We start from the raw sequence: 26,891 nt of genomic DNA, 5'->3' as shown, positions 1-26,891 counted from the left end.
GAGTTTCGTATTCAAAAAGTCGCTGTATAGCTGATAAACAGTGGGTTACGGGGATATTGATAATACTGTTTTTGTTATAAAGTGAGTACAAAATACAAATTGCTAATTAAAATATGGTATTTATAGTATAAGAAAAAAGTTTATAGGTTATTGAAAAAACTTTAAGAGCAATAACCTATGATAATGGATTTTACAGAAATATTTTGTTACGTCGATGATTTTTTTCAAGAATTAGACAAGCATACAAATTCAATTACTAACCATAACAAACGCGAGTTTCGAATTAATATAGCATAGGATTTAGCATATCAAGAGAGATGTAATAGAAGGTTTATTATCAGACATTTGATAATTTATCAGTGCTGCAACCATATGCACAAAGGCATTTGTAACTGATCTATGCCTTGAATGCTCAAACTTCCCCAATAGTTTAATTTTACTAAACACAGATTCTATTAATGCTCTTTTAAGCAATAATATTTTATCCAACATAGACATAAGTTTATTTTTCATATTTTTCTTTACCCTAGTTACCATAAAAATTCCTTGCTCTAAAAGTTGTTGAAATAATTGTTGTGAAATATAACCACGATCTCCGAATACTTTACCAAAAAGATTTTTGATCATCAGTTCCAGCTGTTTTCTATCATCCTTATTGCCAGGGCTAAAAGATGCTTTAACTATACCACCGGCTCTATTAATTATTAGATGTAGTTTAAGTCCATAGAACCAACCTTTTGTTGTCTTACTGCGTGCTGCTATGCCGGCGAACACTTTATTCATTGAAATACGGTATCTCTTACATACCTCTATACTACTTGAATCTACAAAAGAAAGGCCATCACACTGATCCAAAATAGAATTGAATATCAGTACTAATAGTGGTAAATGTGGACCTATTATTTTTATAAATTGACTATAGCTTACTAATTGAAAATCTCTTTGATGATAAATCCATATTTGCTTCAGATAATAATTCTTAAAACAATCATAAGATGACTGCCAGTAGCCTATTATAATTGTTATTACCTCACTTCTGTTAAGTCGACTTTTAGGACCAGATTTGTTGTTATGGTTAGTAATTGAATTTGTATGCTTGTCTAATTCTTGAAAAAAATCATCGACGTAACAAAATATTTCTGTAAAATCCATTATCATAGGTTATTGCTCTTAAAGTTTTTTCAATAACCTATAAACTTTTTTCTTATACTATAAATACCATATTTTAATTAGCAATTTGTATTTTGTACTCACTTTATAACAAAAACAGTATTATCAATATCCCCGTAACCCACTGTTTATCAGCTATACAGCGACTTTTTGAATACGAAACTCGCGTATAACAACAAATCTGGTCCTAAAAGTCGACTTAACAGAAGTGAGGTAATAACAATTATAATAGGCTACTGGCAGTCATCTTATGATTGTTTTAAGAATTATTATCTGAAGCAAATATGGATTTATCATCAAAGAGATTTTCAATTAGTAAGCTATAGTCAATTTATAAAAATAATAGGTCCACATTTACCACTATTAGTACTGATATTCAATTCTATTTTGGATCAGTGTGATGGCCTTTCTTTTGTAGATTCAAGTAGTATAGAGGTATGTAAGAGATACCGTATTTCAATGAATAAAGTGTTCGCCGGCATAGCAGCACGCAGTAAGACAACAAAAGGTTGGTTCTATGGACTTAAACTACATCTAATAATTAATGGGGTCGTTGAAAGATAATTTTTGATAGTAAAATAAGAGGAAAGGAGGTAATAAATATTTTAAAAAAGAAATTCTGTTTAATATAGAGATAAATGTTATTCAATAGTGTAGTAATTTAATAGAGATTTGTTTACAGAGTTAGAATTTTTATTAATAAATTTCTTTAAGCCATTAAAGTTGTTAAAACCACTAATCGTTTTAAATTAAAACATATGGCATTCATAAATTCGGAGAATTGATTTTTGGCAATTCCTATATATCTAACCCGCTTATTATCTTTTGAAAATACCATCTCGAAAGGTGCTCTGATTTTCGTATAATATTTATCAAGGTCAAAATTCTTATCTTTCATATTATTTTTCTTTATTGCACAAAGATGGACTCCCTTTTTAGCTGCTGCATTCTTGGTAGAGATTGTACAATAACCTTTATCAACATATGTAGCACCAGAACTTGGCATAACATGCTTAAAACCTTTGCTATCGGTAACATTTGCAGGGGTAACTGCAACCTTATTGATCATGCCTGATTGAATATCAACACTCACATGTTTTTTATAACCATACCAAAATTTATTCCCTCCCTTACAGCCAATTTTGGCTTGTTTATCCTTTGCAACCTTAGGCAAAGTCTCATTATTCAATTTATCATATTTTTGTGCTCTTAGTTTATCACGTTCCTCCCAGAGATTAGCTTTTGAGATTAAATGAGAAGCATCTACAAAGGTAAATACTTCACCCATATAGCCTTGTACTCGTAGTTGATCGCGGAATTTTGTAAATATTTTTGATAGTAAATTAGTACCTATTTTTTTTACGTATTTTACTAAATACACTATAATCAGGTGTCTTTTCTGTAAGAGCAAAATTACAAAACCATTTCGCCGCTGTGCTATCAGCTAAATAACGTTCTAATTCCCGATCAGATAAGTCTTCCATAAATTGTAGCAGCAAACATTTAAACAGCCTCTCTATACCATATCCTTTATAATTAGCTTCGCATTCTAATGCTAATAACTCAGCTTCAACTGCTTTGAATTTGAATAAACTTTTGAATTTACGATATTGATGATCCGCATTTACTAACTCATCTAAACTTACCATTAGCATTTGATACTCTGACATATAAACATATTTTTTATTTTTTTATTATACCTGCTACCCTCTCATCTCGCAACAGTCCCTTAATAGAGCCGGTGGTATAGTTAAAGCATCTTTTAGCCCTGGCAATAAGGATGATAGAAAACAGCTGGAACTGATGATCAAAAATCTTTTTGGTAAAGTATTCGGAGATCGTGGTTATATTTCACAACAATTATTTCAACAACTTTTAGAGCAAGGAATTTTTATGGTAACTAGGGTAAAGAAAAATATGAAAAATAAACTTATGTCTATGTTGGATAAAATATTATTGCTTAAAAGAGCATTAATAGAATCTGTGTTTAGTAAAATTAAACTATTGGGGAAGTTTGAGCATTCAAGGCATAGATCAGTTACAAATGCCTTTGTGCATATGGTTGCAGCACTGATAAATTATCAAATGTCTGATAATAAACCTTCTATTACATCTCTCTTGATATGCTAAATCCTATGCTATATTAATTCGAAACTCGCGTTAGTTAGCAAGCCACGGTATGACTACCTTAGGGCATTTTTTGATCTACACAACAATGCCGCCACAGCATGACAGGGGGAACTGATCCACGCCCCGCTTCCATATTTCTCTACTACTTATCTTATTACTTTCTTATTTATTAGTTTTAATATTCTATCAAATACAGTATGCTTACACAGTTGGCAATGATGGTGGGCAATAAAAAAAGTTTATGGTAAAAGAACGTATTAATTCGCTAAGATGTTTATTTGAAGAGCAAGGCATAGATGGATATATAGTTCCGTCTAATGATAAATATATGAGCGAGTACGTACCTGAATATGCTAAGAGACTTGAGTATATTACAGGTTTTACTGGCTCGAATGGTATAGCTGTCATATGCAAAGATATAGTGCTATTCTTTACTGATGGTCGATATTTAGAACAAGCACGTAAAGAACTTGCCCCGCAGCTTTTTAAGATTTTTGACTTAAAAGATGTATCTAAATTTGCTTGGGAAAGTTATTTAAGTAGAGCAGGGTATGATACGGAATTATTTACTTATCCCACTATAGCAAATTTAAACCTAACATTACAAAAAGTTAATGGTAATCTAATTGATAAAATTTGGCAAGATCAACCATTTGAACCAAATTCTCAAGTTTACTTACATGATATCCAGTTTGCAGGTGTCTCACATATAGAGAAGATTGATAAATGCCGTAACATGTCATTCCGTAGTTTGTGGAAACTAAATCCAGAAAAATGGACACCGAAAAATATTCTTTAATTATCTTAGATAGCTCTTCTATATGTTGGTTATTAAATATGCGGGCTAGTGATGTTGCTTATACGCCTTTAATGTTCGCTAAAGTGATAATCAATCCTGAAAAGTTATATTTGTTTATTGACCCTACAAGAATTAACGCTGAAATTATTAAAGAGCGTCCTGAAATAATGATTTTACCTGAAGAAGAATTTGAGAACATCTTAAGGGACCAGGATAATATTTTTATCGATGATAGCATAGCATCTATTCATATAATGGATTTGATAGAGGGTAAAAAAGTCCATAAAACTAAAGATCCGTGTTTAATGCTTAAAGCTTGTAAAAACGAAATAGAAATTAAGCATGCAATAAATTTTCATATCAAAGATGCAGTAGCTTTATGTGAATTTTTTGCTGATTTGGAGGAAAGTACTCGTCATTGCGAGAAGATGCAAAGCGTTGACGAAGCAATCTCAGGAAAATATGAGGAGATTGCCCCGCAGTCTACGACTGCTCGCAATGACAAAATATTAAATGAATATAACCTTGGTCTAAAACTTACCGAATATAGAGCTAAACAGGAGTGTTATGTTTCAGATAGCTTTCCGGCTATTTGTGGCTTTAGGGAAAATAGTGCAATCATTCATTATAGGTCTGATGCTAAAACCGCTAAGAAGATTGAGGGGCAGGGGATATTACTTATCGATTCAGGCGGTCAATATAAGGGTGCTACTTCTGATATAACAAGAACAATTACGATAGGCATCGGCTACTGATGAGCAGAAAAAGCGTTATACACAGGTGCTTAAAGGGCATATTGCTCTAGCTATGTTTATGGCAAGATTCGCTAGATTATCCTCATGGCACATGGTGTTGAAAGCTTCTTAAGCGTTCATGAAGGACCGCAAAGTATAAATCTCCGTAATAAAACGATAACGAACCAGGGTTTTATATTCCTGGGGAATATGGTATTAGGATTGAAAATTTAATATATGTAAAAGAAAATAATGGCTGGCTGGAATTTGAAACTCTAAGTTTAGTGCCTTACGCTAAAGAACTAATTGATGTTAAGCTACTTAATAATAATGAAATAAATTTATTTTTATAGGCATTATTGTAATTGACGTTTCTGCTATTTATTGGTATAAAGTCTATAAAATGTGTCACATATTGTTTAATTGTTTAATATGCATGGGCGTCAACTTAAACATTGGTGTCATCCCGTGGCTTGTCCGCGGGATCAAGTAAAATAGCAGGATTCCCGCTTTCGCAAGAATGACATCAATACAGCAAATTCATACATTGGGACGTCGCCAAGTGGTAAGGCAACGGTTTTTGGTATCGTCATCCGGAGGTTCGAATCCTCCCGTCCCAGCCAACGAGCTACTTCTAAGTTAAAGATAGAAGTAAGATAATTAAATAAAATAACACTTTGAGAATAAAATTTAATTGTTCTATAATCTATATTATGGAAAATAGAAACTTTAGCTAATTCTTTATTATTACTTCAATTTTTTCCTGAATTTAAAGTATAATTCTAGCTGTTTTAATTTGGTGCATTCGATTGGATTTGAACCAACGACCTTTGCCTTCGGAGGGCAATACTCTATCCAGCTGAGCTACGAATGCATTAAGTTTTAAAACTCTTATCCTTTTTTTATTTTTTATGCGTTATTATTATTAGTAGCGGTAGTGGTTTTTAATTTATCTTTTCCAGCTAAACATTTTACTAGATTATTAACAGCCTGTTGCTCATCTGTACTTTGAATTTTCATAAAATTTCTTGAAACTTCAATACACATACGTTGATGTTGAGTATGCACAGGTTGTGGCTTATTTGCCTCTTCTAATCCTTCGAAGAAATAATCAATATTTCTATCTAATGCTTCAGCAATTAATACAAGTCTTCCTACAGAAATTCTATTAATTGCTCTTTCGTATTTTTGTAATTGCTGATGGGTAACGTCAATTACCTCTGCAAGTTGTTGACGAGATAATCCTTTTGCTAGCCTTAAAGAATAGATTTTCTTTCCTATAAAACTATCGATTTTTTGTATTATGTCATTTTTTCTAGCCATTTTCTTCTCCTTGGTTGTTTTATATATTTATAATTATTCCAATAACTACTATACTATAGTTATTAATAATTATATAATATTAAACTTATACAATTATTAGTGGAAATAATAACACATTTCAATATCATATACAACTAAAAAATAACATTTTTTAGGTTTTTTGTAATTATTTAGTAAATAATAATTAATTCTAAACTTTAATATTATTGAAATATTGTAATAGAAGTATTATATATAAAATAAAATGTGTTTTTTTAGATTTAAATCTTTATAAGATTGTAACTTAATAAAAAAATAAAGTTATGGCGTATTATAGAAAAATATAAAATAAATGCAATAATAAATTTAATTTCCTTTGCAATATTTCAAATATTTCTTTATACAAGTAATATTTTAACTAATTTTTGGAAATTGATTTAATGAAAAAAATATTTAATTGTCTTTATGTTGCGTTATTTAAAACAATAGAGCATGACGGAGTCGAACATTCCGGATATATGTCATTTATGGTACTTTTATCTATTTTTCCTTTTTTAGTATTTTTACTAGCTTTAACAAGCTTTTTAGGAGCTTCAGAACTTGGACAAAATTTTATACAAATTTTTCTAGAAAGTATGCCAGAGCGGGCAACAGAATCAATTGAAAAAAGAATAAAAGAATTGTTAAGTGTACCGCCACAAAGTTTAATGAATCTTGCCGTCGTAGGTAGTGTTTGGACAGCCTCTTCCTTTGTAGAATGCTTAAGAACCATTCTAAATCGTGTATATGAGATTAAGTCCCCTCCCCCTTATATAAGAAGACGATTACTTAGTATTTTACAATTCCTTGTAATTAGTATTTTAATTACTTTCACCATGTTTCTTCTAGTATTTATTCCAATAGTTTTCACAAAAATTCCAGTATTATTAGAAGCTATAGAACAATATAAAAATATTTTAAATTTTATAAGATATGTTTTAATCTTAGTTTTATTATTTTTAGGAGCCTCCTCTTTATACTATATATTACCTAATGTAAAACTAAACTTCATAGATGTATTTCCAGGAGCTTTATTAACAGTAATATTATGGGTAATAAGCGGTTACTTACTTTCAACTTATATAGTTTACTATAACCAGCTAAATTTAATGTATGGATCTCTTGGTAGTATAATAGTTACATTGATATTTTTCTATATTATCAATATGATATTTATTTATGGTGCAGAATTTAATTATCTAATGAAGAATTATAATATAGTTAAAAAAAGAGTTAATGAAAAGTAGTTACACGATTAGAGCGACTTAAGCTTCTATTTCTACTTTTAGTTTTTTTATTTTCTCTATAGATAATTCGGTAATTTCATAAGAATTGATAACCGATATCAATAAATCCTTATTTTCTTCTATTCTATCAATGTTTGTATGGTAGGTAACCCCCACAGCTGTCGAAAGTAGATATAGTTATAATCTAAACTTTATAAGATCAATATTGCCCCCAGACAATATTACAATATCACGAATTATTTCCTTCTCTAGTAATAAGCAAAATCGTAATAATGGAATCTTAAAACCCTTTAATTTATTTATATTTTTAAATATGGTAAATAGAATTGCAGCTATTAATATGCTATATAAATATACTATCATGCCATTTTGAGAATGACTGATAAAATGTTTAAACTGTAAATGCTGTTTTATGAATTTAAAAAATACTTCTATATCCCATCTTTTCTTATATATCTCTGCTATCTCTTCAGCAGAACTATCCGATAAATTTGCTAAAAACCATATTTCTTTGTTCTTATAATCAATGGTTTTTATTAATCTTAAATTACATTTGATTATTTTGTTAGCACTGTATAAATTAATAATCTCATCACTTTGTATTTGTAAGTTACTATGATTGTTTTGATTCTGCTTGATCTCTAACTTTTTAATAACTCTATAGCGTCTGTTAGTTTGTACTCTAGTAACAAATTTTATTTCTTTGTTACTGAAATCTTCATAGGTAGTTGTTTTACAAATTCCCCTATCAAATATTAATATATCTTCCTTATCTAGCTTAGATTCATTTATAGCTTTAACTAATGCTACATCATCACTTGCTTCAGATTTATCATTGCAAAATCTTATATTAGATGGTATTTGTCCCTCTAAACCTACACTAAGCTTTACTTGACTATCATTCTTTTTTCCTCCTATTTTTAATCCATCTTTAATTACTCTGCCGGAAAGATTAATAGTTGTTGAATCAAATATGTGTAATTGTTTTCTTTCTATCTTATTAAAATGGCTATTATACTTTTCTACTAGTTCATCATAAATTGCTTTGAAATATTCTGTCTTTATTGTTTTTAATCTTTTACCAATAGAACTATGGTCTATTTTATTTTTACCAACCTTTTTTGTTTTAAGAAGACTACTTAACTCTAAAGTTGCCGGTACTATTTCCTCTAATGTCCTTAAGCTAATCGGTCTACCAAGTAGTGATGACCTAACAAAACTTTTTAAAATAAATGCTCCCGTTATTTTATGATTGGCTTTATCTACGGTATATTTTTCCCCTACTTCTATCAGCCTCTTATCACTAATTAAGTTCATTATTTCTTTTATTTCCATTCAGGGTAACCTTTTTAATTTTTTAGTTACCTGTTTACCTCTTCCTAATACTTTTTTACATACTTATTTCTTCTCTTCTACTTTCGACAGCTGTGAGGTAACCCCCCTACTCTACTCTTGCATTAGTATTAAGTAATTGAGCAAGATGGACATAAATATCTGCTGAATTATATTTAAATTTTTTTCGTATTTTATTATTTTAGTAATAACAAATACGACTAGAAAGAGAAAAATGCTTAAATGATACTCCTCGCAGCAGAGCTACGAGGTATCTATCCAAAAAGTTTTAACTGTTTTTGTTGAAATGCTTTATAAGAAGGTTTGCCTGAACCTTGATTTTTTACATAATTACGTAATTTCCGCTCATCACCATGTTTACCTACAAAACTTACGCTATGAGTGGAAGAGTGATAAATTATTGTAAGAATAATTAAACATGTCAAAGAGGAACAGATTGCAAGCAATACCAATTAATAGAACAGATTACTGTCAATTTTTAACAATTAGCCAAAAGAATTATAGTTTAACCTACTACGCTGAACATGCCAAGAAATGTAGCCATGATGTTATTAATAGATTTTTAGAAAATGAAAAATATACTCCTTCTTTATTATGGGAACACATTAAGAATGATGTTATCTTTTCATCTAACGGATATACAATATTTGATGATACGGTGTTAAACAAAAGGAACACAAAGAAAATAGAGGTTGCTAGATCGCAGTATAGTGGAGCTACAGGTGGAGTTACTACCGGTATAGGAGTAGTGAGTCTTGTATATTATAACCCCGATATTGATAAGTTTTGGGTAATAGATTATCGCATTTTTTCACCTGATCATGATGGAGCGACGAAACTAGATCACCTACTAAAGATGTTCAATAATGCTGTTTATAGTAAAAAGATTCCTTTTCAAACTGTACTTTTTGACACATGGTATGCTACACACAAAATTATGCAACATGTTGACTCCTTGGGCAAATATTATTATGCCCCTATTAAAGCCAATAGAAATGTTAGTAAAACGTGTGATTACGAGCCTTATAAAGCTGTTAGCAAGTTGACGTTTTCAGATGAAGAAATTAAGAATGGAATGGAGATTCATATAAAAGGATTTGCCAAAAATAAGCATGTTAATTTGTTTAACATTTACTGTTTCTACCAACAGAGTTGATTATGTTGTTACCAATAACAAAACTCAAAAATCTTCTAAAGCTGCACAAGATGAGTTTGGCTTGCGATGGGTAATTGAGAGCATGCATAGAGAAATTAAGCAACTGACTGGTATAGAACGTTGCCAATGCAGAAAACAGCGTATCCAACGTAATCACATTAGTTGTGCATTTCTAGTTTGGGCTTTTCTCAAAAGAACTGCAAATAAAATAGGTAAAACGGTCTACCAAATAAAGTTAGGGCTTTTAGATGACTATATGCAACAACAGCTTCGTTCTCCATCTTTACGATATTTAGAACCAAACATAGCGTAAGTTTTGACTTAATTCTGCAAACCATGCCCCTAATGAATAACCGGTAAAAGATAAACTATAACCGTGATTTTTAGCATATTCGGTGATTTCATATGTAGCCTGATATGAAGCTGCTTGCTGTGTTACTATCTGCCCGCCTAAAACACTTTTAAAATGAGTCTTAAGCGATGAATTAGTTTTTAGTAAATCTAATTTCTCAAATGTGATGCCTCGATAAGCAAGTACTAGCTGTTTTGTTTTTTCGTTTATATATGCTACTGAATAATATCTGCCTATTTCAGGCTCATTAAATACTTTAAATGTCTTCCAGTCTTCTAAAGATTGGTTATATTTTACTTTTTCAAAAGCTACTTTTTCGTGTATTTTAGAATCTATATAAGCATGAGAGCTAAGTAACCCATGTATAAAATCGTTAGGGTGGTGCTTGTAATTTTGATTATTTAAAATGATTTACTTTCAATTTTTTGTATAAAATCACCGGAAGAATTAGGCACTTCCCCCCAGCTTACATTACCGATAAAGTCATTATTTTGGATTTTGCTTGCTATTTCTTCTAGCTGCAATATTGTTAAATCTATGTCTTCAAAGTTAAGATGTATAAGATTAGGATCGTTTTCTTCTAATTTAGTGATAAGTGCTTGATATTTATTTATAGAACTCATAAATAGATTAAGTTGAATTTTCACAAGGAATTATAAATTAAATTTTATAATTTTCAACTATTACATTATTTACCATGTATTTTTTTACCTATAATCCTTTATTAAAAACAGCATTTTTAAATATAAAAGTTAAGGCTGCTGCTAAAAGTAACGACATTAAAGAATTCATTATAATTAACGATACACCTCACCTAAAATTATCTGTTAAAGCATTACCAGAACAAGGCAAAGCTAATGAGGAGATTATAAATTTTTTAGCAAAAGAGTGGCAGTTATTACGAGTTAATTTAGAGATTACCAAAGGACATACTAACAACTTAAAGGCAATTTTAATAAAAAATATTGATGAGAAGTATTTAAATTTGATTTTAAATGCTTATATTAAGTGAATAAAGTTTTGTTGTAATTTTCCCGTCATTGTGAGGAGATGCATAGCTAAGGGTGCGGCAATCTCAGGATATTTTTATGAGATTGCAACGTTCACTTACGTTCATTCGCAATGACGTTGTTCATGTAACAAAACTAAAAACATGAATTTTAAAGGTTTAGTATGACACAAGAAAAAAAGAAATTTGATGCCGAAGTTGGTAAGATTTTAAACTTAATGATTCACTCTCTTTATAGTAATAAAGAGATTTTTATGCGGGAGTTAATTTCTAACGCTTCTGATGCTTGCGATAAGCTGCGTCATCTATCTCAAAGTGAAGCTGAATTAGTAGTCGGTGATTCTAGCTTTAAAATTACTATTAAAGTCGATAAAAATAATGGTCAGGTTATCATCCATGATAACGGCATTGGTATGAATAAAGAGGATTTAATTGAGAATCTAGGCACTATTGCAAGATCAGGTACAGCAAATTTCCTTAAAAATCTTTCAGGTGATTCTAAAAAAGATAATATGCTAATCGGTCAGTTTGGAGTTGGTTTTTATTCAAGCTTTATGGTAGCCGATAAAGTTACTGTAACTTCAAGGAAAGCCGGTGAAGATAAAGTATATGTTTGGGAATCGCAAGGAGAAGGCGAATATATTGTATCAGACTCTGACAGAGAATTTAGCAGAGGCACAGAAATTGCTTTGCACATTAAAAAGGAAGAGGATAGTTTCCTGGATCATTTCAGATTAAAGCATATAGTTAAAAGCTATTCCGATCATATAGCCGTGCCAATATATTTCTTTGATGAAGGGGATAATAACGAAATACAGTTAAATTCCGCATCAGCTTTATGGACAAGATCAAAATCCGAAATCACCGAAGAACAATATAAAGAATTTTATAAAAGCTTATCTTATGCTGTGGATGATCCTTGGATTACGATGCATAACAAAAATGAGGGAGCTATAGAATTTACAAATCTATTATTCATTCCATCAAGTAAAACATATGATTTATTTCATCCTGATCGTAAAAGACGAGTAAAATTATACATCAAAAGAGTATTTATTTCTGATGAGAATATTGATTTAATCCCGTCATATCTAAGATTTTTACGAGGCGTGGTTGATTCAGAGGATTTACCGCTAAATATTAGCCGTGAATCGTTGCAACATAATAATGTACTTGAGAAAATCAAGAATGCTATCACTAAAAGAGTCCTAGGCGAACTTAAAAAAAAGAAAGAAGAGGCTATGGATGAATATAATAATTTTTGGGCTAATTTCGGCGGTGCTTTAAAAGAAGGGTTATGTGAAGCTACCACCGATCATGAAAAATTGTTAGAAGTATGTATATTTAGAAGTGCTTTGCATAATAAAATGATTAGCCTTGATGAATATATAAAAGGCTTTAAAGATGGGCAGAATACTATATATTATTTAAGCGGTGATAATCCTGATAAGCTGCTTTCAAGCCCGCAAATAGAGGGGTTATTAAGTAAAAATATCGATGTGTTATTATTTACTGATACTGTTGATGATTTTTGGGTAAATGTTAATAGCGAGTATAAAGGACATGCGATTAAATCAGCTACAAGAAGCGATATTGATGTAGACCAAGCTACTTCATCGTCAGAAGAAAAAAATAAGGATGATAAAAAATCCGATGATGAATATAAATCATTGACTGATTATTTTAAAGATGTTTTAGGGATTTTAGTTAAAGATGTTAAGATATCTAAAAAGTTGACTTCTAGCCCTGCTTGTCTTGCCGTTAGTGAAGCCGCTATGGATATTCGTATGGAACGATTTTTGATCGAGCAGAAGCAAATAGCGAGTGCCTCCGCTAAAAATTTAGAGCTAAACCCTAAAAATAAGATCATAGAAAAAATTTTTAATGACTTAAAAGCGGATAATAAAAATAACGAGGAGCTAGTTAAGTTAATATTCGATCAAGCTTGTATTTTAGAGGGTGAACCGGTAGCAGATACAGGTGCTTTTTCAAAAAGACTCAACGATATTGTACAAAAAGCTATATTATAGCTTTTAAATTATTTAGTTTTAATATAGAATAAGGCTGTTCTCTGTCATTCCTACGAAAGCGGGAATCCAGAAGAGCATTAAAAATGTCCAATTGTAGAGTTTATAATTAATAAAATGGATTCCCGCCTTTACGGGAATGACAGAAAAAATGTCTTATTACGATACTATATTTAGCAATCATATAGATAAAATTAAAAACGAAGGAAGATATCGAGAGTTTAAAGCCTTAAAAAGGCAAGCCAATAATTTTCCTTTTGCTATGTGCGAAGATAAGCAAATAGTTATGTGGTGTATCAACGACTATTTGGGTATGAGTAAACATCCAAAAGTAGTGCAGGCTGCTTTAGATGCCGTGCTGAAATACGGCGTTGGCTCAGGCGGTACTAGGAATATCGGCGGTAATAATACCGCTATCCTTGAGCTCGAACAGGAGCTAGCAAGTTTACATAACAAAGAAGCCGCCTTAGTTTTTACTTCCGGCTTTGTCGCTAATGACACAACTCTTGCAACACTTGCTAAAATTATGCCTGATCTTGTCTTTTTTTCCGATGAGCTAAATCATGCCTCGATCATTGCCGGCATTACTGGCTCTAAAGCCGAGAAGCATATATATAGGCATTTAGACGTTAAGCATTTAGAAGAATTACTACAATCAGTTGACATTAATAGACCGAAAATTATTGTTTTTGAGTCTGCTTATTCTATGGATGGCTTCTTTTCTCCTGTTAAAGATATAATTAATTTAGCTAAAAAATATAACGCTTTAACCTTTATTGATGAAGTTCATACAGTAGGTTTATATGGCAAAACTGGTTCAGGTATTGCTGAGCTTCTCGATTGTAGCGATGAAATCGATATTATCCAAGGAACACTTGCCAAAGCATACGGCACTATTGGTGGTTATATAACCGCAAACCATAGCCTAATTGATGCCATTAGATTAACGGCGTCAGGCTTTATTTTTACTACCTCATTGCCGCCAGTAATTTCTACCGCTGCAACGCATAGTATTAGGCATTTAAAAGAATCTAATCAAGAACGAAAAACACACCAGCAAGTGGTTAGCAAACTTAAAAGCTCTTTTGATCGCTTTAACATTCCTTATTTAAAAAATGAAAGCCATATAGTGCCAATAATTATCGGTGATCCTATCAAGGCTGCCAAAGCTTCTAACATGCTGCTTAATGAGTATGGTATTTACGTTCAACATATCAATTTCCCTACTGTTCCTCGAGGAACTGAACGCCTAAGAATTATCCCAACTCCTGCACATACAGATGAAATGATAAATGCTTTATCTACCGCTTTAGTGCAGATATTTGCAAAACTTGGTTTAGAGCTCCCTTTTGCTCAAGAGCTGAATGAGGAAGTACGCTTAAACCTTATAGCTTAAACGTCATTGCGGGGAAAAATTGGTATTGTTGCATGGCTCTATTTTACCCCTGTCACCCCGTAACTTGTTCATGGTGTCCAGTTAAAAATACTAATAAAATTAGTATTTTTTGTTTTTCTGGATCTAGTTTCCAAGCCATGGGGTGACATCGAGGACGTTTCCTGAGCCATGCCAATAACTCCTATATAACTCTTCATTGATTAGAATAATATATGCATAAAAATGAGCTGAATTTTCAAAAAATAGATAATCCAGAATTGATAAAAGCTGCGAAAAGTTTAAAAAATGAAGGGATAGTTTTACAAAATGAAAGTTATGCTTATTTAAAAATCAGCGATGATTTTATTCATAAATTATATCCTCTAATTGCCGAAGATGAGTATACTCGTTTAATTTGAAAAATTGGCTACGTCGGCTTTGTAAGACTTCAGATGCTCATGTACTTTTGTACGTTCCGCTCCTCGGCTTACAGTCGTCTTGCTCTTTTCCAAATTAAACTTCGTCTACCAACTCTTCATTTATACGAGGTATATCTACAAAAGCCTGATTATTTCAGTGAAAAGTGCAATATAGGAGCTCATATTACTATATAACTTATCCCAATGAACAAATAGTCATAAATGACCAAGACATTAATGTAATACACTCCTTTAAAATAGAAGAATTAGCAAAAACGCAAACAGCAAATAAACAATATTACGTTTTAAAAATTAGTTCACCCTCCTTGATTTCTCTAAGAAAAAAAATATCAATTACCTACATACTTAAACTTTAAAGGTTATACGGTAGGCTTGCATATAACTATAGCTATTAACTCGATAACCAAAAATAGAAATACTTGATAATGCCGAACTACAATATATAATACGTTAAACTTATTAATAATGTATTATATGCCTCTTATAGACTATCGGCATCAAGCCACTTTATATGCTCAAGCTTACTCTAAATTAGACCTAACTGGAACAGGATATTTAGCATTTCGTGATATTCCAAACATAATCAAAAATCATATTACAGGTAATAAAGTATTAGATTACGGCTGCGGAGCTGGTAAGTCTACCATCTTTTTGAAATCCCTGGGGTTAAACGTTAACGGAGTCGATATTAATGAAGAGATGATAAAAATAGCAAGCTCTAATGACCCTGCAGGAACATATAATCTAATAAAAAGCGGTAATATTCTGGCGGAAGATAATACATTTGATTTAGTGTTTTCTAGTTGGGTTATGATGGAGGTAGCAAGCAAAGAGGAGCTAGCAAAGATTGCTAAAGAAATTGCAAGAGTTCTAAAAAGTAATGGCATTTTTATTATGTTAGTCTGTAATGAGAATACTTATAATAGAGATTGGCTATCGGAAAATACCGAATTTCCTGAAAATCAAAATCTTACTAGAGGCTGTAAAGTTAAAATACTTTTTAAAAATATAAATTTAAGTATTTACAATTATTTTTGGAGCGAGGAAGATTATAAATCTATGTTAACGCGAATAGCGAATTAAAATGAATCAAAAATTAAGGAAAGAGTCTATAGAAGGTTTGATAGGAAGCAACTGGTAATTGATAAGAGAAGCGATCATGTGAGAGAAGGCATTTTTAACTGATCTATGCCTTGAATGCTCAAATTTATTTAACAATTTTATTTTGCTGATAACAGTTTCGACCAAAGCTCGTTTTAGCAGAAGTACTTTATCACTCAGAGGCATTAAAATATTTTTCATGCCTTTCTTAATTCGTGTAATAAGCTGAATATTTTTATCAAATAAATCATTAAATGACCCTTTACTTATATAACCACGATCACCAACCACCTTACCAAAAATATCTTTAACCATAGAAGAAAAATGTTTACGATCATCTTTATTGCCTGAGCTAAAAGATGCCTTTACTAAACCACCTTTTGGGTTTATGATTAAATGTAATTTCAATCCATAAAACCATCCTTTTGTTGTTTTTCCTCGAGCAGCTAAGCCATTAAAAACCTTATGTGAATAAATTCGATAATTTTTACAAACGCTAATTGATGTTGAATCTACAAATGAAGTACCATTACATTTATCAAATAAATGATTTAGTAAAATTGTTAAATGAGGTAGATATTCTCCTATCAATTTATTAAAATGTTCATAACAAACTAATTTAAAATCTTTAGAATGCATAGGTAAAATTATGTGTTTATAATAGTTTTTAAAGCAGTCTGACGATGATTGATAATAGCCTATTAATATGGTTAAAACTTCACTTTTAGTTAAAGAACTTTTTGGACCAGGTTTAGTTTTACTACTATTAATTACTAGAGTATTTCTATCAAAGTCTTTAAACAAATCATCGACAAAACAAAATAATGCGGTAAAATCAGTTTTCATAGGTTATTCTCTTTATTTTTCAAATCCAGAAAATAGCCTATGAACACTTATCCTGTCTACCTTTTCTTCTCCTCTATTTTATTCTTATTAATTCACTATTCGCGTTATGTTAGATCAATAAGCCTTTAGGGAATGATCAAGATGGATATAATTGGATAAATGAGAAAATAATATCACCGTTTAGTATATTTATAGCAAAGAAAATTTAAGAGGATTATGTTAGATAATGCTAATAGAAACGGTTAACCCGTCATTGCGAGGAAATTATGAAATAATTAACGAAGCAATCCAATAAAATGCATTGCATTTTTATTATTCAGCAAATAGACAGCTCTAGGTTCAAGATATTAAAAGATATGAATGTTGATAAAGCAGTTATCCAAACTTCCCCTATGTCAACTAACTTAGCTCAAAAATTAGATTTCAAAAAATATATGAATTATAAAATATATTGCTAAATCAGTAATTAAAATATAAGCCATATAATATAACTATTTAGTTAATATTCTTTCATTTAAATTGACAAAATTTATTTATTAGCTAACTTGACAGTTAGGATTAATAAAAAGGAATACCCATATGTCTAAGCTTAGAGAACAAGTTAGCCTCTCATCTAATGATCCATCAGGAATTGAAGAAATAAAAAAAGTTTTGTCAGAAGATAAACACGGAGAATGTTATAAAGAAATTTACTCTGACTTTAATAATACAAGCTCTGATTTTCAAGATCCTCCTGACAATAATTGTTTACTTATCGCTATAGCGGCAAAGAAAGATAAAATAGCTGAATTGCTAATTGATGATGCACGTAAAAAGCTTGATGATAAAGAATTTCTAGATTTTATTAATTATAGATATGATGATCCAACTAAAAATTCAGTTAGAACAGATTGTTATATAAATACTTCACTAACTTTAGCAGCAAAACATGAACAATATGGATTAGTACAAAAGTTATTAAATGAGGGGGCTGATCCTAATGGCACGGATCAGTATGGTTTTACAGCATTAACTGTATTAACAATGCAGCTAGGATTAGTTTCATCGCCTAAAAATCAGGAAATAGTAGAGACTATTAAATTATTGCAAGATAAAGGAGCTGACCTAAATCAGCTTGATAAATTTAAGCGTAATGCATCTTACTATTTAGAACATGATTTAAATTCTGGTGAAATACATAGGTTAAGATTTTTAACTGGACCAGATAATATGCGTGGTAAAATTTTTACTGATTCTACTGTGGCAAGGATATTATCAATACGCAAGTTAAACAATATAAAAGAACTTGGGGAAACAGCAAGTATTTTAGGCAGTGGAGCAACAACAGTGGATGGAGCGATTTATGATTCTCAAAACTTACGCTATGTTTGGTTCTAAATATCGTAAAGATGGAGAACGAAGCTGTTGTTGCATATAGTCATCTAAAAGCCCTAACTTTATTTGGTAGACCGTTTTACCTATTCAAAACTTACGCTATGAGTGGAAGAGTGATAAATTATTGTAAGAATAATTAAACATGTCAAAGAGGAACAGATTGCAAGCAATACCAATTAATAGAACAGATTACTGTCAATTTTTAACAATTAGCCAAAAGAATTATAGTTTAACCTACTACGCTGAACATGCCAAGAAATGTAGCCATGATGTTATTAATAGATTTTTAGAAAATGAAAAATATACTCCTTCTTTGTTATGGGAACACATTAAGAATGATGTTATCTTTTCATCTAACGGATATACAATATTTGATGATACGGTGTTAAACAAAAGGAACACAAAGAAAATAGAGGTTGCTAGATCGCAGTATAGTGGAGCTACAGGTGGAGTTACTACCGGTATAGGAGTAGTGAGTCTTGTATATTATAACCCCGATATTGATAAGTTTTGGGTAATAGATTATCGCATTTTTTCACCTGATCATGATGGAGCGACGAAACTAGATCACCTACTAAAGATGTTCAATAATGCTGTTTATAGTAAAAAGATTCCTTTTCAAACTGTACTTTTTGACACATGGTATGCTACACACAAAATTATGCAACATGTTGACTCCTTGGGCAAATATTATTATGCCCCTATTAAAGCCAATAGAAATGTTAGTAAAACGTGTGATTACGAGCCTTATAAAGCTGTTAGCAAGTTGACGTTTTCAGATGAAGAAATTAAGAATGGAATGGAGATTCATATAAAAGGATTTGCCAAAAATAAGCATGTTAATTTGTTTAAATTTACTGTTTCTACCAACAGAGTTGATTATGTTGTTACCAATAACAAAACTCAAAAATCTTCTAAAGCTGCACAAGATGAGTTTGGCTTGCGATGGGTAATTGAGAGCATGCATAGAAAAATTAAGCAACTGACTGGTATAGAACGTTGCCAATGCAGAAAACAGCGTATCCAACGTAATCACATTAGTTGTGCATTTCTAGTTTGGGCTTTTCTCAAAAGAACTGCAAATAAAATAGGTAAAACGGTCTACCAAATAAAGTTAGGGCTTTTAGATGACTATATGCAACAACAGCTTCGTTCTCCATCTTTACGATATTTAGAACCAAACATAGCGTAAGTTTTGTTCTTTACGTTGGGATCCTGGTGAATCAACAAAAAAAATAGAAGATTACGCAGATGGACGTGGTCTTATTAAATTTGATGAGAAAGAGAAAAAATTAAAATATTTAACACCAAAAGAATTTTTTGAATATCCAAATAAAGATTATAAGAAACAATTTTTTCAAACTGAGGAAGGACAAAATATAAAAAAGGAAAAACCGATAATAAAATTAATTGCATCAAATATTCGTATTGCTCGTACAACTTCGCATGCACAAAATATTAAATCAGCATCTAATCAAAAATCTACGGGTATGAACAGGTAAAATATGGCTCTGTACAAATAAGTGTGTGTGTGCCGTAGCAAAGCTATAGAAGAGATGGTGGTAGGTCCACCGAGATCGGTTATCGAGAGTTGGTCTCAAACTACCTTAAGCGGCTGTGGTTAAGAGCGATGGTCGTGAGCATTAAGGAAAATCAAAAAAAACTTTTTGGTGAAGTAAGGATTAGAGAGATGAATGAGAGTGAACTACTATAAGCGTCGTAAATGATAATAGTATCAAAACCTAGGGCTACACATTCTCTAGGGATAAGCTTATCGGCTACTCGGATGTTGGGTAAGCGGTACTCGGTGTATAGGTGGCATGAATCTAATCTAGGCTCTTTTATGGAACTGCGGGAACCAGTCGTACTGATGTAAAAGTAGAATATCAAGCAGGGTGACTGCAAGATAAAGAATACTAAAGCAGTGCACTGGGGCGGATCACTTTGTAGTAGTATTGAAGTTGTTGTAATGACGATGGAGCGAAGGAAGTGAATTAAACTGTCTAACTAATATTCAACTTTTTTTTAAAGGGATGAGATAGAGGTAATGACGAAACCATTTAAGATTTCGAAACTGTTAGTGTTGCAAGCATACAAGCTTATAAAAGCAAATGCTGGAGCTGCAGGAGTTGATCAACAAACGATAAAAGATTTTGAAGAAAACTTGAAAAAGAATTTATACAAGATCTGGAATCGTATGTCTTCAGGAAGTTATATGCCACAGCCTGTTAAAGCTGTAGCCATACCTAAGAGAAATAGAGATCAACGAATTTTAGGAGTGCCTACAGTAGAAGATAGAATAGCTCAGATGGTAGTAAAGTTAGAACTTGAACCAAAAATTGAACCTCACTTTTTAAAGGATTCATATGGATATCGTCCAAATAAATCAGCCTTAGAAGCTATAGAGGTAACAAGGCAGAGATGCTGGAAAAATAATTGGGTACTGGAGTTTGACATCAAGGGATTATTCGACAATATACAGCATGCACTTATCATGAGCGCATTGAAGAAACACAATAATAATAAATGGATAGAATTATACATAGGAAGATGGTTAAAAGCAGCAATGCAAAAATCAGATAGGAAAATAGTTACTAAGAGTTGTGGTGTACCTCAAGGAGGAGTAATTAGTCCAATGCTAAGTAATTTGTTCATGCATTATGCATTTGATAAATGGATGGAAAGAAATTATCCAAAAGTTGAATGGTGTCGATATGCAGATGATGGTCTTGTTCACTGTAAAACAGAAAATCAAGCGAAAGAAATATTATCTAAGCTAGTTGAAAGATTTATAGAGTGTGGCATTGAAATGAATTTAGAGAAGACAAAGATAATCTACTGTAAGGATAATAGACGGAAGGATAATTATCCAAGCATATCTTTTGACTTTCTTGGATACACTTTCAGACCTAGAACAGTAAAGAATAGTAAAGAGAATAGGATTTTTACTGGATTTAATCCAGCAATTAGCAAACAGTCTTGTAAAGAAATACGCCAAAAGATAAGAACCTACCAAATATATAAAAGAAGTGGATCAAGCTTAGAAGATATTGCTAGGGTATGTAACCCTAAACTAGTAGGTTGGATTAACTATTATGGTAAGTATGGTATATCAGAATTGGCATGGGTTTTACAACATTTTACTAAGATCTTAGTAAAATGGGCAATGAGAAAATATAAACGGTATACGAGGCATAAAATTAAAGCAATAAAGTATATCCAAAATATTGCGTTGCATAACCCAAATTTATTTGCACATTGGAAAATAGGGATAACAAGAGTGGTTGTTTAATGGAAGCCGTATAAGCTGAGAGGTTTACGTACGGTTTTGAGAGAGGCTAGGGGGAAGAAAATTCTACTGGCCTACTCACCAAATTTCCCAAAGGTTATATAAAAGAAAATAGGGTTCATTTACATAAAGGTACGAGAAGTACCATAGGAATATTAGTAATTTGTAATATCCCTAACACGCATGATAGTTTGCCTGCTTGTATTAAAATACTTTGCAATAGCCGCAACGGCTTTACCATCCTGTAATTGCTCTATAGCCTCTTTTCTTTGTGCTTCTGATAAAACTTTCGGGCGTCCAAGAGTTTTACCGTTTGATTTAGCTCTGGCAAGACCAGACTGTGTACGTTCAATTAATAAATCACGCTCAAATTGAGCAATGATATTAATTACGCCCATAGTCATTTTTCCTGCTGAGCTAGTAAGGTCTACACCTCCAAGTGCCAAACAATGAACTCTGATCCCCATTGCTTCTAATTTTACAACAGTAGTACTTACATCAATAGCATCACGTCCTAATCGATCTAACTTGGTAACAACTAGCACATCGTTTTTTTCCATTTTATCCAGTAGTCTGGCAAATCCTTTACGTCTGCTAATCGGCACTGATCCAGACACTTTTTCAGTAATCACTCTGTGAGGTTCAATATTGAAACCCGCTGCTTCAATTTCTTTTGTTTGGTTTTCTGGAGTCTGTCCAATTTTAGAGACACGAGCATAAACGAAGATACGAGGCATTATTAGATATCAATTGTATTAAAAAGGCTGTCCTAAATATTATATATGTTCTAAAGTGTGTCAATATAATTTTTGGACATAAGAATAAGATATGTCCGGAAACGAACGGTTTTGGACAGATATAATTATTTTTATAGAGGAGTATAACTTATGCCAAGAATGCAAATATTGACCACGCAAGAGCAAAAGAAATTTAATAAACCCCCATTATTTGATCACATACAACGCAAACAGTTTTTTGATTTCCCAAAAAAACTACTAGATATAGCGCGTAGCTTAAGAAATCCAACCAATCAGATAGGTTTTTTATTGTTATGTGGATATTTTAGAGCAGCAAAACGATTCTTTTTACCGCAGGATTTTCATAAAAGGGATATTGTGGTCGTAGCCAATATACTAAGCTGTCCTGCCTCGAAGTTTATTGCATATGATTACAAAAAGGTAAGCAGAATGCGACATCAGCAGATTGTAGCTGAGCATTATGGATTTCAAACATTTAATAAAACTGCCAAAACTATGATTAAGCATGAGATTGAGTCGATGTCATCTTACTATTTGAAACCAAGGTTGATCTTTGATAGATGCAGCGACCTCTTAATCCAAAAACATATTACACTCCCAGAATCAGGAACGGTATGTGCATTGATACGTCAATCGCTACAATCCCATAAGCAAGCTCTAGTATTACGAATGAATAATCAGCTCACTCCTGAGACATCAATACTTCTAGATTCTTTATTTACGCGTGATCAAGATAAACAAAGCTACCGACTGACACTACTGAAAAGACTGTCACAATCTATAAAACCTGCTAAAGTTCGAGAATGTGTAGCAGATTTTCACGTTATTGCAGAGTTGCACGGAAAATTGTCTGATACCCTAGATACGCTTAAATTAGGACAAATGGGAATTCGCTATTATGCTGGCAGTGTAATGAGGTCACAGATATTCCAGATACAGCAACGTTCTCAAACAGATCGCTATATTCATGCTGCAGCGTTTGTCGCTCATCAGTATTACCGTATGCAGGATAATTTGGTTGATATTTTCCTGAATGTTATGACCGCGTTCCAAACTACGATTGCCAATGAGTATAAAGAAAATGTACTAGAGCAACAGGTGATACAACAGAAGCAATTGCAGGTACTAATACACGAGCTGGAGACTGGTGTATTTAGCGTAATGCAGGAAATTCGTTCTATTGCAAATGATAATGGGGTCGTTGAAAGATAATTTTTGATAGTAAAATAAGAGGAAAGGAGGTAATAAATATTTTAAAAAAGAAATTCTGTTTAATATAGAGATAAATGTTATTCAATAGTGTAGTAATTTAATAGAGATTTGTTTACAGAGTTAGAATTTTTATTAATAAATTTCTTTAAGCCATTAAAGTTGTTAAAACCACTAATCGTTTTAAATTAAAACATATGGCATTCATAAATTCGGAGAATTGATTTTTGGCAATTCCTATATATCTAACCCGCTTATTATCTTTTGAAAATACCATCTCGAAAGGTGCTCTGATTTTCGTATAATATTTATCAAGGTCAAAATTCTTATCTTTCATATTATTTTTCTTTATTGCACAAAGATGGACTCCCTTTTTAGCTGCTGCATTCTTGGTAGAGATTGTACAATAACCTTTATCAACATATGTAGCACCAGAACTTGGCATAACATGCTTAAAACCTTTTCTATCGGTAACATTTGCAGGGGTAACTGCAACCTTATTGATCATGCCTGATTGAATATCAACACTCACATGTTTTTTATAACCATACCAAAATTTATTCCCTCCCTTACAGCCAATTTTGGCTTGTTTATCCTTTGCAACCTTAGGCAAAGTCTCATTATTCAATTTATCATATTTTTGTGCTCTTAGTTTATCACGTTCCTCCCAGAGATTAGCTTTTGAGATTAAATGAGAAGCATCTACAAAGGTAAATACTTCACCCATATAGCCTTGTACTCGTAGTTGATCGCGGAATTTTGTAAATATTTTTGATAGTAAATTAGTACCTATTTTTTTACGTATTTTACTAAATACACTATAATCAGGTGTCTTTTCTGTAAGAGCAAAATTACAAAACCATTTCGCCGCTGTGCTATCAGCTAAATAACGTTCTAATTCCCGATCAGATAAGTCTTCCATAAATTGTAGCAGCAAACATTTAAACAGCCTCTCTATACCATATCCTTTATAATTAGCTTCGCATTCTAATGCTAATAACTCAGCTTCAACTGCTTTGAATTTGAATAAACTTTTGAATTTACGATATTGATGATCCGCATTTACTAACTCATCTAAACTTACCATTAGCATTTGATACTCTGACATATAAACATATTTTTTATTTTTTTATTATACCTGCTACCCTCTCATCTCGCAACAGTCCCATAATATTCTTCCAGACTGTGAAAAAGTATATCGCATCAAAAAAGCACTGAATCACGAGACACCTCATAATATCAAAAACATTCGTGAAGGGTTTTTAGAGTTATCTGATGACTTAGCTTTATATGATCTTCAGGAAAATAAATCATTGCATCTGCAAAACCGCCTAAGTCCAGTGTTAAAGGCTGTGGAACTTCAAGCTGAACAACAAAAATCGCCTTTAATAGAAGCAATTGACCATTTTCGTGACAGGGACGGTCATATTACTGCTCAAGCTCCTGCAGCATTTTTGGGCAAGCAAGAATACGCAGCACTCTACAGAGAAAATGGAACATTTCGTATCTCATTATATAAGGTCTTCCTATTTCAGCATGTGGCAGCTGCTATCAAATCCGGTAAGCTAAATCTAGTGTATTCCTATAAATACCGACCGTTGGACGAGTATATGATCAGCAAAAAACGCTGGGAACAAGAAAAATATCACCTTCTGGAGCGTGCTGAAATGTTAAATTTTCTTGATTCTAAAATCATATTACAACAACTAGACCAAACATTATATGATCAATATAAGTTAACTAACGCTAGAGTCCTAGAAAACGAATATCTCAGCTTTAAGGCAGACAAGTCGTTCCGTATAAAAACTCCACCACTGGATAAACAAGATACTGATCCATTGCAAGCATGGTTTCCTAAACGGTATTATATCTCACTGGCTGAAATATTGGAAACCGTACATCATCATTCCAATACACTATCAGCCTTCGAGCATTGGCAACAAACTAACACATCAAAGATTACCTCACGCCCTGCCTTACTGGCTGGTATCATCGGGCTTGGCTGCGGAATCGGTGTACGAAAAATGGCTAGAATATCTTCACACGTTAGTGAGAATGAACTGGATCATACTGTAAATTGGCGTTTTTCATTAGAAAATATCCGTGAAGCTAATGACAGGGTATTAATAGTGATGGATAAAATGGAATTACCAAATATTTACCGTAACAGTGCAAATAATCTGCATACCGCCAGTGATGGCCAGAAGTTTGAAATACGCACTGAGTCTTTATTAGCTAGTCGCTCATTCAAATATTTTGGGCAAGGGCAAGGAATAAGTGCTTACACTTTCATTGATGAACGACATTTCCTTTGGCACTCCAATATAATTAGCGCCTCTGATCGTGAGAGTACCTACGTTATTGATGGTCTTATGCATAATGATGTAGTCAAAAGTGATATGCATTCCACAGATACTCATGGTTATAGTGAGGCTATTTTTGGTCTAACCCATATGTTGGGATTTTCCTTTGCCCCACGGCTAAAAGGATTGCAGAATAAACAGCTCTACATATTTAAACATCACAGCAAAGAAAAGAGAAAAAATTGGAAAATTATACCGAACCACTATGTTAATGAAAAACTGCTTTACCAGAATTGGGATGATCTTTTGCGTTTAGTCACGACCATTAAGCTAAAGGAGAATACCGCATCTGATATATTCCAGCGACTTAACTCCTATTCAAAGCAACATACTTTATACCAAACAATAAAAGCTTTTGGACAAATTATGAAATCACTGTTTATTCTTCGTTATCTAGATGAAGTAAAATTACGGCAGGCTATTGAAAAACAGTTAAACAAAGTAGAGTTGGCTAATCGTTTTACCCGTGCTGTAGCCGTTGGTAGCCCACGTGAACTTATGCAGGCTGAGAAAGAAGAGCAGGAAATTGCAGAAAGCTGTAATCGACTAATCAAAAATTGTATTATTTGTTGGAATTATCTTTACCTTACCCACAAATTAAAACAAATCACCGATGATGATGAAAAAGAGCAGTTACTGAGCATTATCTCTAACTATTCTATTATGACATGGGCACATATCAATATGCTTGGTGAATATGATTTCTCCGAAGAAAAGCGTAAAGATTCTATTGGTATTTTATCCCCGAAAATGGTCGCTTGAATCTATCATAAAAACGCGGGGCGTATAATAACTGAAAGGTTAACTCGAATACTGAT

Annotated in this window: 23 protein-coding genes, 2 tRNA genes and 3 pseudogenes; 16 read left to right on the top strand and 12 right to left on the bottom strand. The window is 32.2% G+C overall.

The features are described from left to right. Nucleotides 1-300: 300 nt before the first annotated feature. Nucleotides 301-1,158 (bottom strand): IS982 family transposase, encoded by an 858-nt coding sequence (locus tag ACOAL3_RS02745; protein ID WP_419234519.1) that lies wholly within the window; start codon nucleotides 1,156-1,158, stop codon nucleotides 301-303. A gap of 162 nt (nucleotides 1,159-1,320) precedes the next feature. Here ACOAL3_RS02745 and ACOAL3_RS02740 point away from each other — a divergent pair, with 162 nt between their 5' ends. Then, nucleotides 1,321-1,734, top strand: a complete 414-nt coding sequence (locus ACOAL3_RS02740; RefSeq protein WP_419235316.1) for a transposase — start codon at nucleotides 1,321-1,323, stop codon at nucleotides 1,732-1,734. A 145-nt stretch (nucleotides 1,735-1,879) separates the two neighbouring features. On the opposite strand, the gene ACOAL3_RS02735 is transcribed toward ACOAL3_RS02740, so the two are convergent. Together ACOAL3_RS02735 and ACOAL3_RS02730 are read right to left on the bottom strand one after the other, a co-directional pair. Next, nucleotides 1,880-2,551, bottom strand: a complete 672-nt coding sequence (locus ACOAL3_RS02735) for a transposase (protein WP_419235315.1) — start codon at nucleotides 2,549-2,551, stop codon at nucleotides 1,880-1,882. Further along, nucleotides 2,514-2,840, bottom strand: coding sequence for a transposase (locus ACOAL3_RS02730; protein ID WP_419235314.1), 327 nt, complete (start codon nucleotides 2,838-2,840; stop codon nucleotides 2,514-2,516). Before ACOAL3_RS02730 ends, ACOAL3_RS02735 begins: the two co-directional genes overlap by 38 nt. A 58-nt stretch (nucleotides 2,841-2,898) precedes the next feature. Between ACOAL3_RS02730 and ACOAL3_RS02725 the strand changes: the two are divergent. The 3 genes and pseudogenes from ACOAL3_RS02725 to ACOAL3_RS02715 all read left to right on the top strand — a co-directional run. Further along, nucleotides 2,899-3,300, top strand: a pseudogene (locus tag ACOAL3_RS02725) (transposase); the annotation flags it as partial. A 241-nt stretch (nucleotides 3,301-3,541) separates the two neighbouring features. Beyond that, nucleotides 3,542-5,174: pseudogene (locus tag ACOAL3_RS02720) on the top strand (aminopeptidase P family N-terminal domain-containing protein); the annotation flags it as partial. 207 nt (nucleotides 5,175-5,381) lie between these two features. Beyond that, nucleotides 5,382-5,456 (top strand) — tRNA-Gln (locus tag ACOAL3_RS02715). A 174-nt stretch (nucleotides 5,457-5,630) separates the two neighbouring features. Here the strand turns inward: ACOAL3_RS02715 and ACOAL3_RS02710 are convergent. Together ACOAL3_RS02710 and ACOAL3_RS02705 are read right to left on the bottom strand one after the other, a co-directional pair. Further along, a tRNA-Arg gene (locus ACOAL3_RS02710) sits at nucleotides 5,631-5,707 on the bottom strand. Between the two features lie 35 nt (nucleotides 5,708-5,742). Next, a complete protein-coding gene (locus tag ACOAL3_RS02705; protein ID WP_011477345.1) occupies nucleotides 5,743-6,156 on the bottom strand; it encodes a helix-turn-helix domain-containing protein in 414 nt (137 codons plus the stop codon). Between the two features lie 419 nt (nucleotides 6,157-6,575). Between ACOAL3_RS02705 and ACOAL3_RS02700 the strand changes: the two genes are divergently transcribed. Continuing rightward, nucleotides 6,576-7,421, top strand: coding sequence for a YihY/virulence factor BrkB family protein (locus ACOAL3_RS02700; RefSeq protein ID WP_395477579.1), 846 nt, complete (start codon nucleotides 6,576-6,578; stop codon nucleotides 7,419-7,421). An 18-nt stretch (nucleotides 7,422-7,439) separates the two neighbouring features. Here ACOAL3_RS02700 and ACOAL3_RS02695 read toward each other — a convergent pair whose 3' ends face one another. From ACOAL3_RS02695 to ACOAL3_RS02685, 3 genes are all read right to left on the bottom strand, one after another. After that, nucleotides 7,440-7,577 (bottom strand): hypothetical protein, encoded by a 138-nt coding sequence (locus tag ACOAL3_RS02695; protein WP_419235313.1) that lies wholly within the window; start codon nucleotides 7,575-7,577, stop codon nucleotides 7,440-7,442. A gap of 21 nt (nucleotides 7,578-7,598) precedes the next feature. Then, nucleotides 7,599-8,738, bottom strand: a complete 1,140-nt coding sequence (locus ACOAL3_RS02690; RefSeq protein WP_419234559.1) for an IS4 family transposase — start codon at nucleotides 8,736-8,738, stop codon at nucleotides 7,599-7,601. Between the two features lie 290 nt (nucleotides 8,739-9,028). Then, nucleotides 9,029-9,199 (bottom strand): hypothetical protein, encoded by a 171-nt coding sequence (locus ACOAL3_RS02685; RefSeq protein ID WP_419235312.1) that lies wholly within the window; start codon nucleotides 9,197-9,199, stop codon nucleotides 9,029-9,031. An 11-nt stretch (nucleotides 9,200-9,210) separates the two neighbouring features. Here ACOAL3_RS02685 and ACOAL3_RS02680 point away from each other — a divergent pair. After that, nucleotides 9,211-10,243: pseudogene (locus tag ACOAL3_RS02680) on the top strand (IS701 family transposase). 440 nt (nucleotides 10,244-10,683) lie between these two features. Here the strand turns inward: ACOAL3_RS02680 and ACOAL3_RS02670 are convergent. After that, entirely contained in the window at nucleotides 10,684-10,929 is a 246-nt protein-coding gene (locus ACOAL3_RS02670) for a hypothetical protein (RefSeq protein WP_419235311.1), read from the bottom strand. 50 nt (nucleotides 10,930-10,979) lie between these two features. On the opposite strand from ACOAL3_RS02670, the gene ACOAL3_RS02665 reads away from it, so the two are divergent. From ACOAL3_RS02665 to ACOAL3_RS02645, 5 genes are all read left to right on the top strand, one after another. After that, nucleotides 10,980-11,294, top strand: a complete 315-nt coding sequence (locus tag ACOAL3_RS02665; RefSeq protein ID WP_419235310.1) for an A1G_07140 family DUF167 domain protein — start codon at nucleotides 10,980-10,982, stop codon at nucleotides 11,292-11,294. Between the two features lie 161 nt (nucleotides 11,295-11,455). Continuing rightward, nucleotides 11,456-13,321 carry a molecular chaperone HtpG gene (gene htpG / locus ACOAL3_RS02660; RefSeq protein ID WP_419235309.1) on the top strand — a complete coding sequence of 622 codons (1,866 nt, stop codon included), beginning with the start codon at nucleotides 11,456-11,458 and terminating at the stop codon, nucleotides 13,319-13,321. Between the two features lie 148 nt (nucleotides 13,322-13,469). Beyond that, nucleotides 13,470-14,714 (top strand): 5-aminolevulinate synthase, encoded by a 1,245-nt coding sequence (hemA, locus tag ACOAL3_RS02655; RefSeq protein WP_419235582.1) that lies wholly within the window; start codon nucleotides 13,470-13,472, stop codon nucleotides 14,712-14,714. A gap of 212 nt (nucleotides 14,715-14,926) precedes the next feature. Continuing rightward, nucleotides 14,927-15,112: a hypothetical protein gene (locus tag ACOAL3_RS02650; protein ID WP_419235308.1), complete on the top strand. Its 186-nt coding sequence runs from the start codon at nucleotides 14,927-14,929 to the stop codon at nucleotides 15,110-15,112. Between the two features lie 495 nt (nucleotides 15,113-15,607). Beyond that, nucleotides 15,608-16,216, top strand: a complete 609-nt coding sequence (locus ACOAL3_RS02645; RefSeq protein WP_419235307.1) for a class I SAM-dependent methyltransferase — start codon at nucleotides 15,608-15,610, stop codon at nucleotides 16,214-16,216. A 6-nt stretch (nucleotides 16,217-16,222) separates the two neighbouring features. Here ACOAL3_RS02645 and ACOAL3_RS02640 read toward each other — a convergent pair whose 3' ends face one another. Beyond that, a complete protein-coding gene (locus ACOAL3_RS02640; RefSeq protein WP_419235103.1) occupies nucleotides 16,223-17,080 on the bottom strand; it encodes an IS982 family transposase in 858 nt (285 codons plus the stop codon). A 579-nt stretch (nucleotides 17,081-17,659) separates the two neighbouring features. On the opposite strand from ACOAL3_RS02640, the gene ACOAL3_RS02635 reads away from it, so the two are divergent. The 3 genes from ACOAL3_RS02635 to ltrA all read left to right on the top strand — a co-directional run bounded on the left by ACOAL3_RS02635 (nucleotide 17,660) and on the right by ltrA (nucleotide 21,746). After that, nucleotides 17,660-18,457, top strand: coding sequence for an ankyrin repeat domain-containing protein (locus tag ACOAL3_RS02635; protein WP_419235306.1), 798 nt, complete (start codon nucleotides 17,660-17,662; stop codon nucleotides 18,455-18,457). Nucleotides 18,458-18,596: 139 nt separating this feature from the next. Continuing rightward, the gene (locus ACOAL3_RS02630) at nucleotides 18,597-19,646 is read left to right on the top strand and encodes an IS701 family transposase (protein ID WP_419234509.1); all 1,050 of its coding nucleotides are present in this window, start codon (nucleotides 18,597-18,599) and stop codon (nucleotides 19,644-19,646) included. A gap of 855 nt (nucleotides 19,647-20,501) precedes the next feature. After that, the gene (gene ltrA / locus ACOAL3_RS02625; protein ID WP_419234633.1) at nucleotides 20,502-21,746 is read left to right on the top strand and encodes a group II intron reverse transcriptase/maturase; all 1,245 of its coding nucleotides are present in this window, start codon (nucleotides 20,502-20,504) and stop codon (nucleotides 21,744-21,746) included. 152 nt (nucleotides 21,747-21,898) lie between these two features. Here the strand turns inward: ltrA and ACOAL3_RS02620 are convergent, their stop codons facing one another. Beyond that, a complete protein-coding gene (locus ACOAL3_RS02620) occupies nucleotides 21,899-22,480 on the bottom strand; it encodes a recombinase family protein (protein ID WP_419235305.1) in 582 nt (193 codons plus the stop codon). Between the two features lie 150 nt (nucleotides 22,481-22,630). Here ACOAL3_RS02620 and ACOAL3_RS02615 point away from each other — a divergent pair, with 150 nt between their 5' ends. Beyond that, a complete protein-coding gene (locus ACOAL3_RS02615) occupies nucleotides 22,631-23,713 on the top strand; it encodes a DUF4158 domain-containing protein (protein WP_419235304.1) in 1,083 nt (360 codons plus the stop codon). A gap of 145 nt (nucleotides 23,714-23,858) precedes the next feature. Here ACOAL3_RS02615 and ACOAL3_RS02610 read toward each other — a convergent pair whose 3' ends face one another. Further along, nucleotides 23,859-24,818, bottom strand: a complete 960-nt coding sequence (locus ACOAL3_RS02610) for a transposase (RefSeq protein WP_419234540.1) — start codon at nucleotides 24,816-24,818, stop codon at nucleotides 23,859-23,861. Nucleotides 24,819-25,023: 205 nt separating this feature from the next. Here ACOAL3_RS02610 and ACOAL3_RS02605 point away from each other — a divergent pair, with 205 nt between their 5' ends. After that, nucleotides 25,024-26,835, top strand: coding sequence for a Tn3 family transposase (locus ACOAL3_RS02605; RefSeq protein ID WP_419235303.1), 1,812 nt, complete (start codon nucleotides 25,024-25,026; stop codon nucleotides 26,833-26,835). Nucleotides 26,836-26,891: the final 56 nt, after the last annotated feature.

It is taken from the genome of Rickettsia endosymbiont of Nabis limbatus, from assembly GCF_965196655.1.
Classification (GTDB): domain Bacteria; phylum Pseudomonadota; class Alphaproteobacteria; order Rickettsiales; family Rickettsiaceae; genus Rickettsia.
Note: the sequence above shows the minus strand (reverse complement) of the source record. Positions and strands in the feature narration are given on the sequence as shown.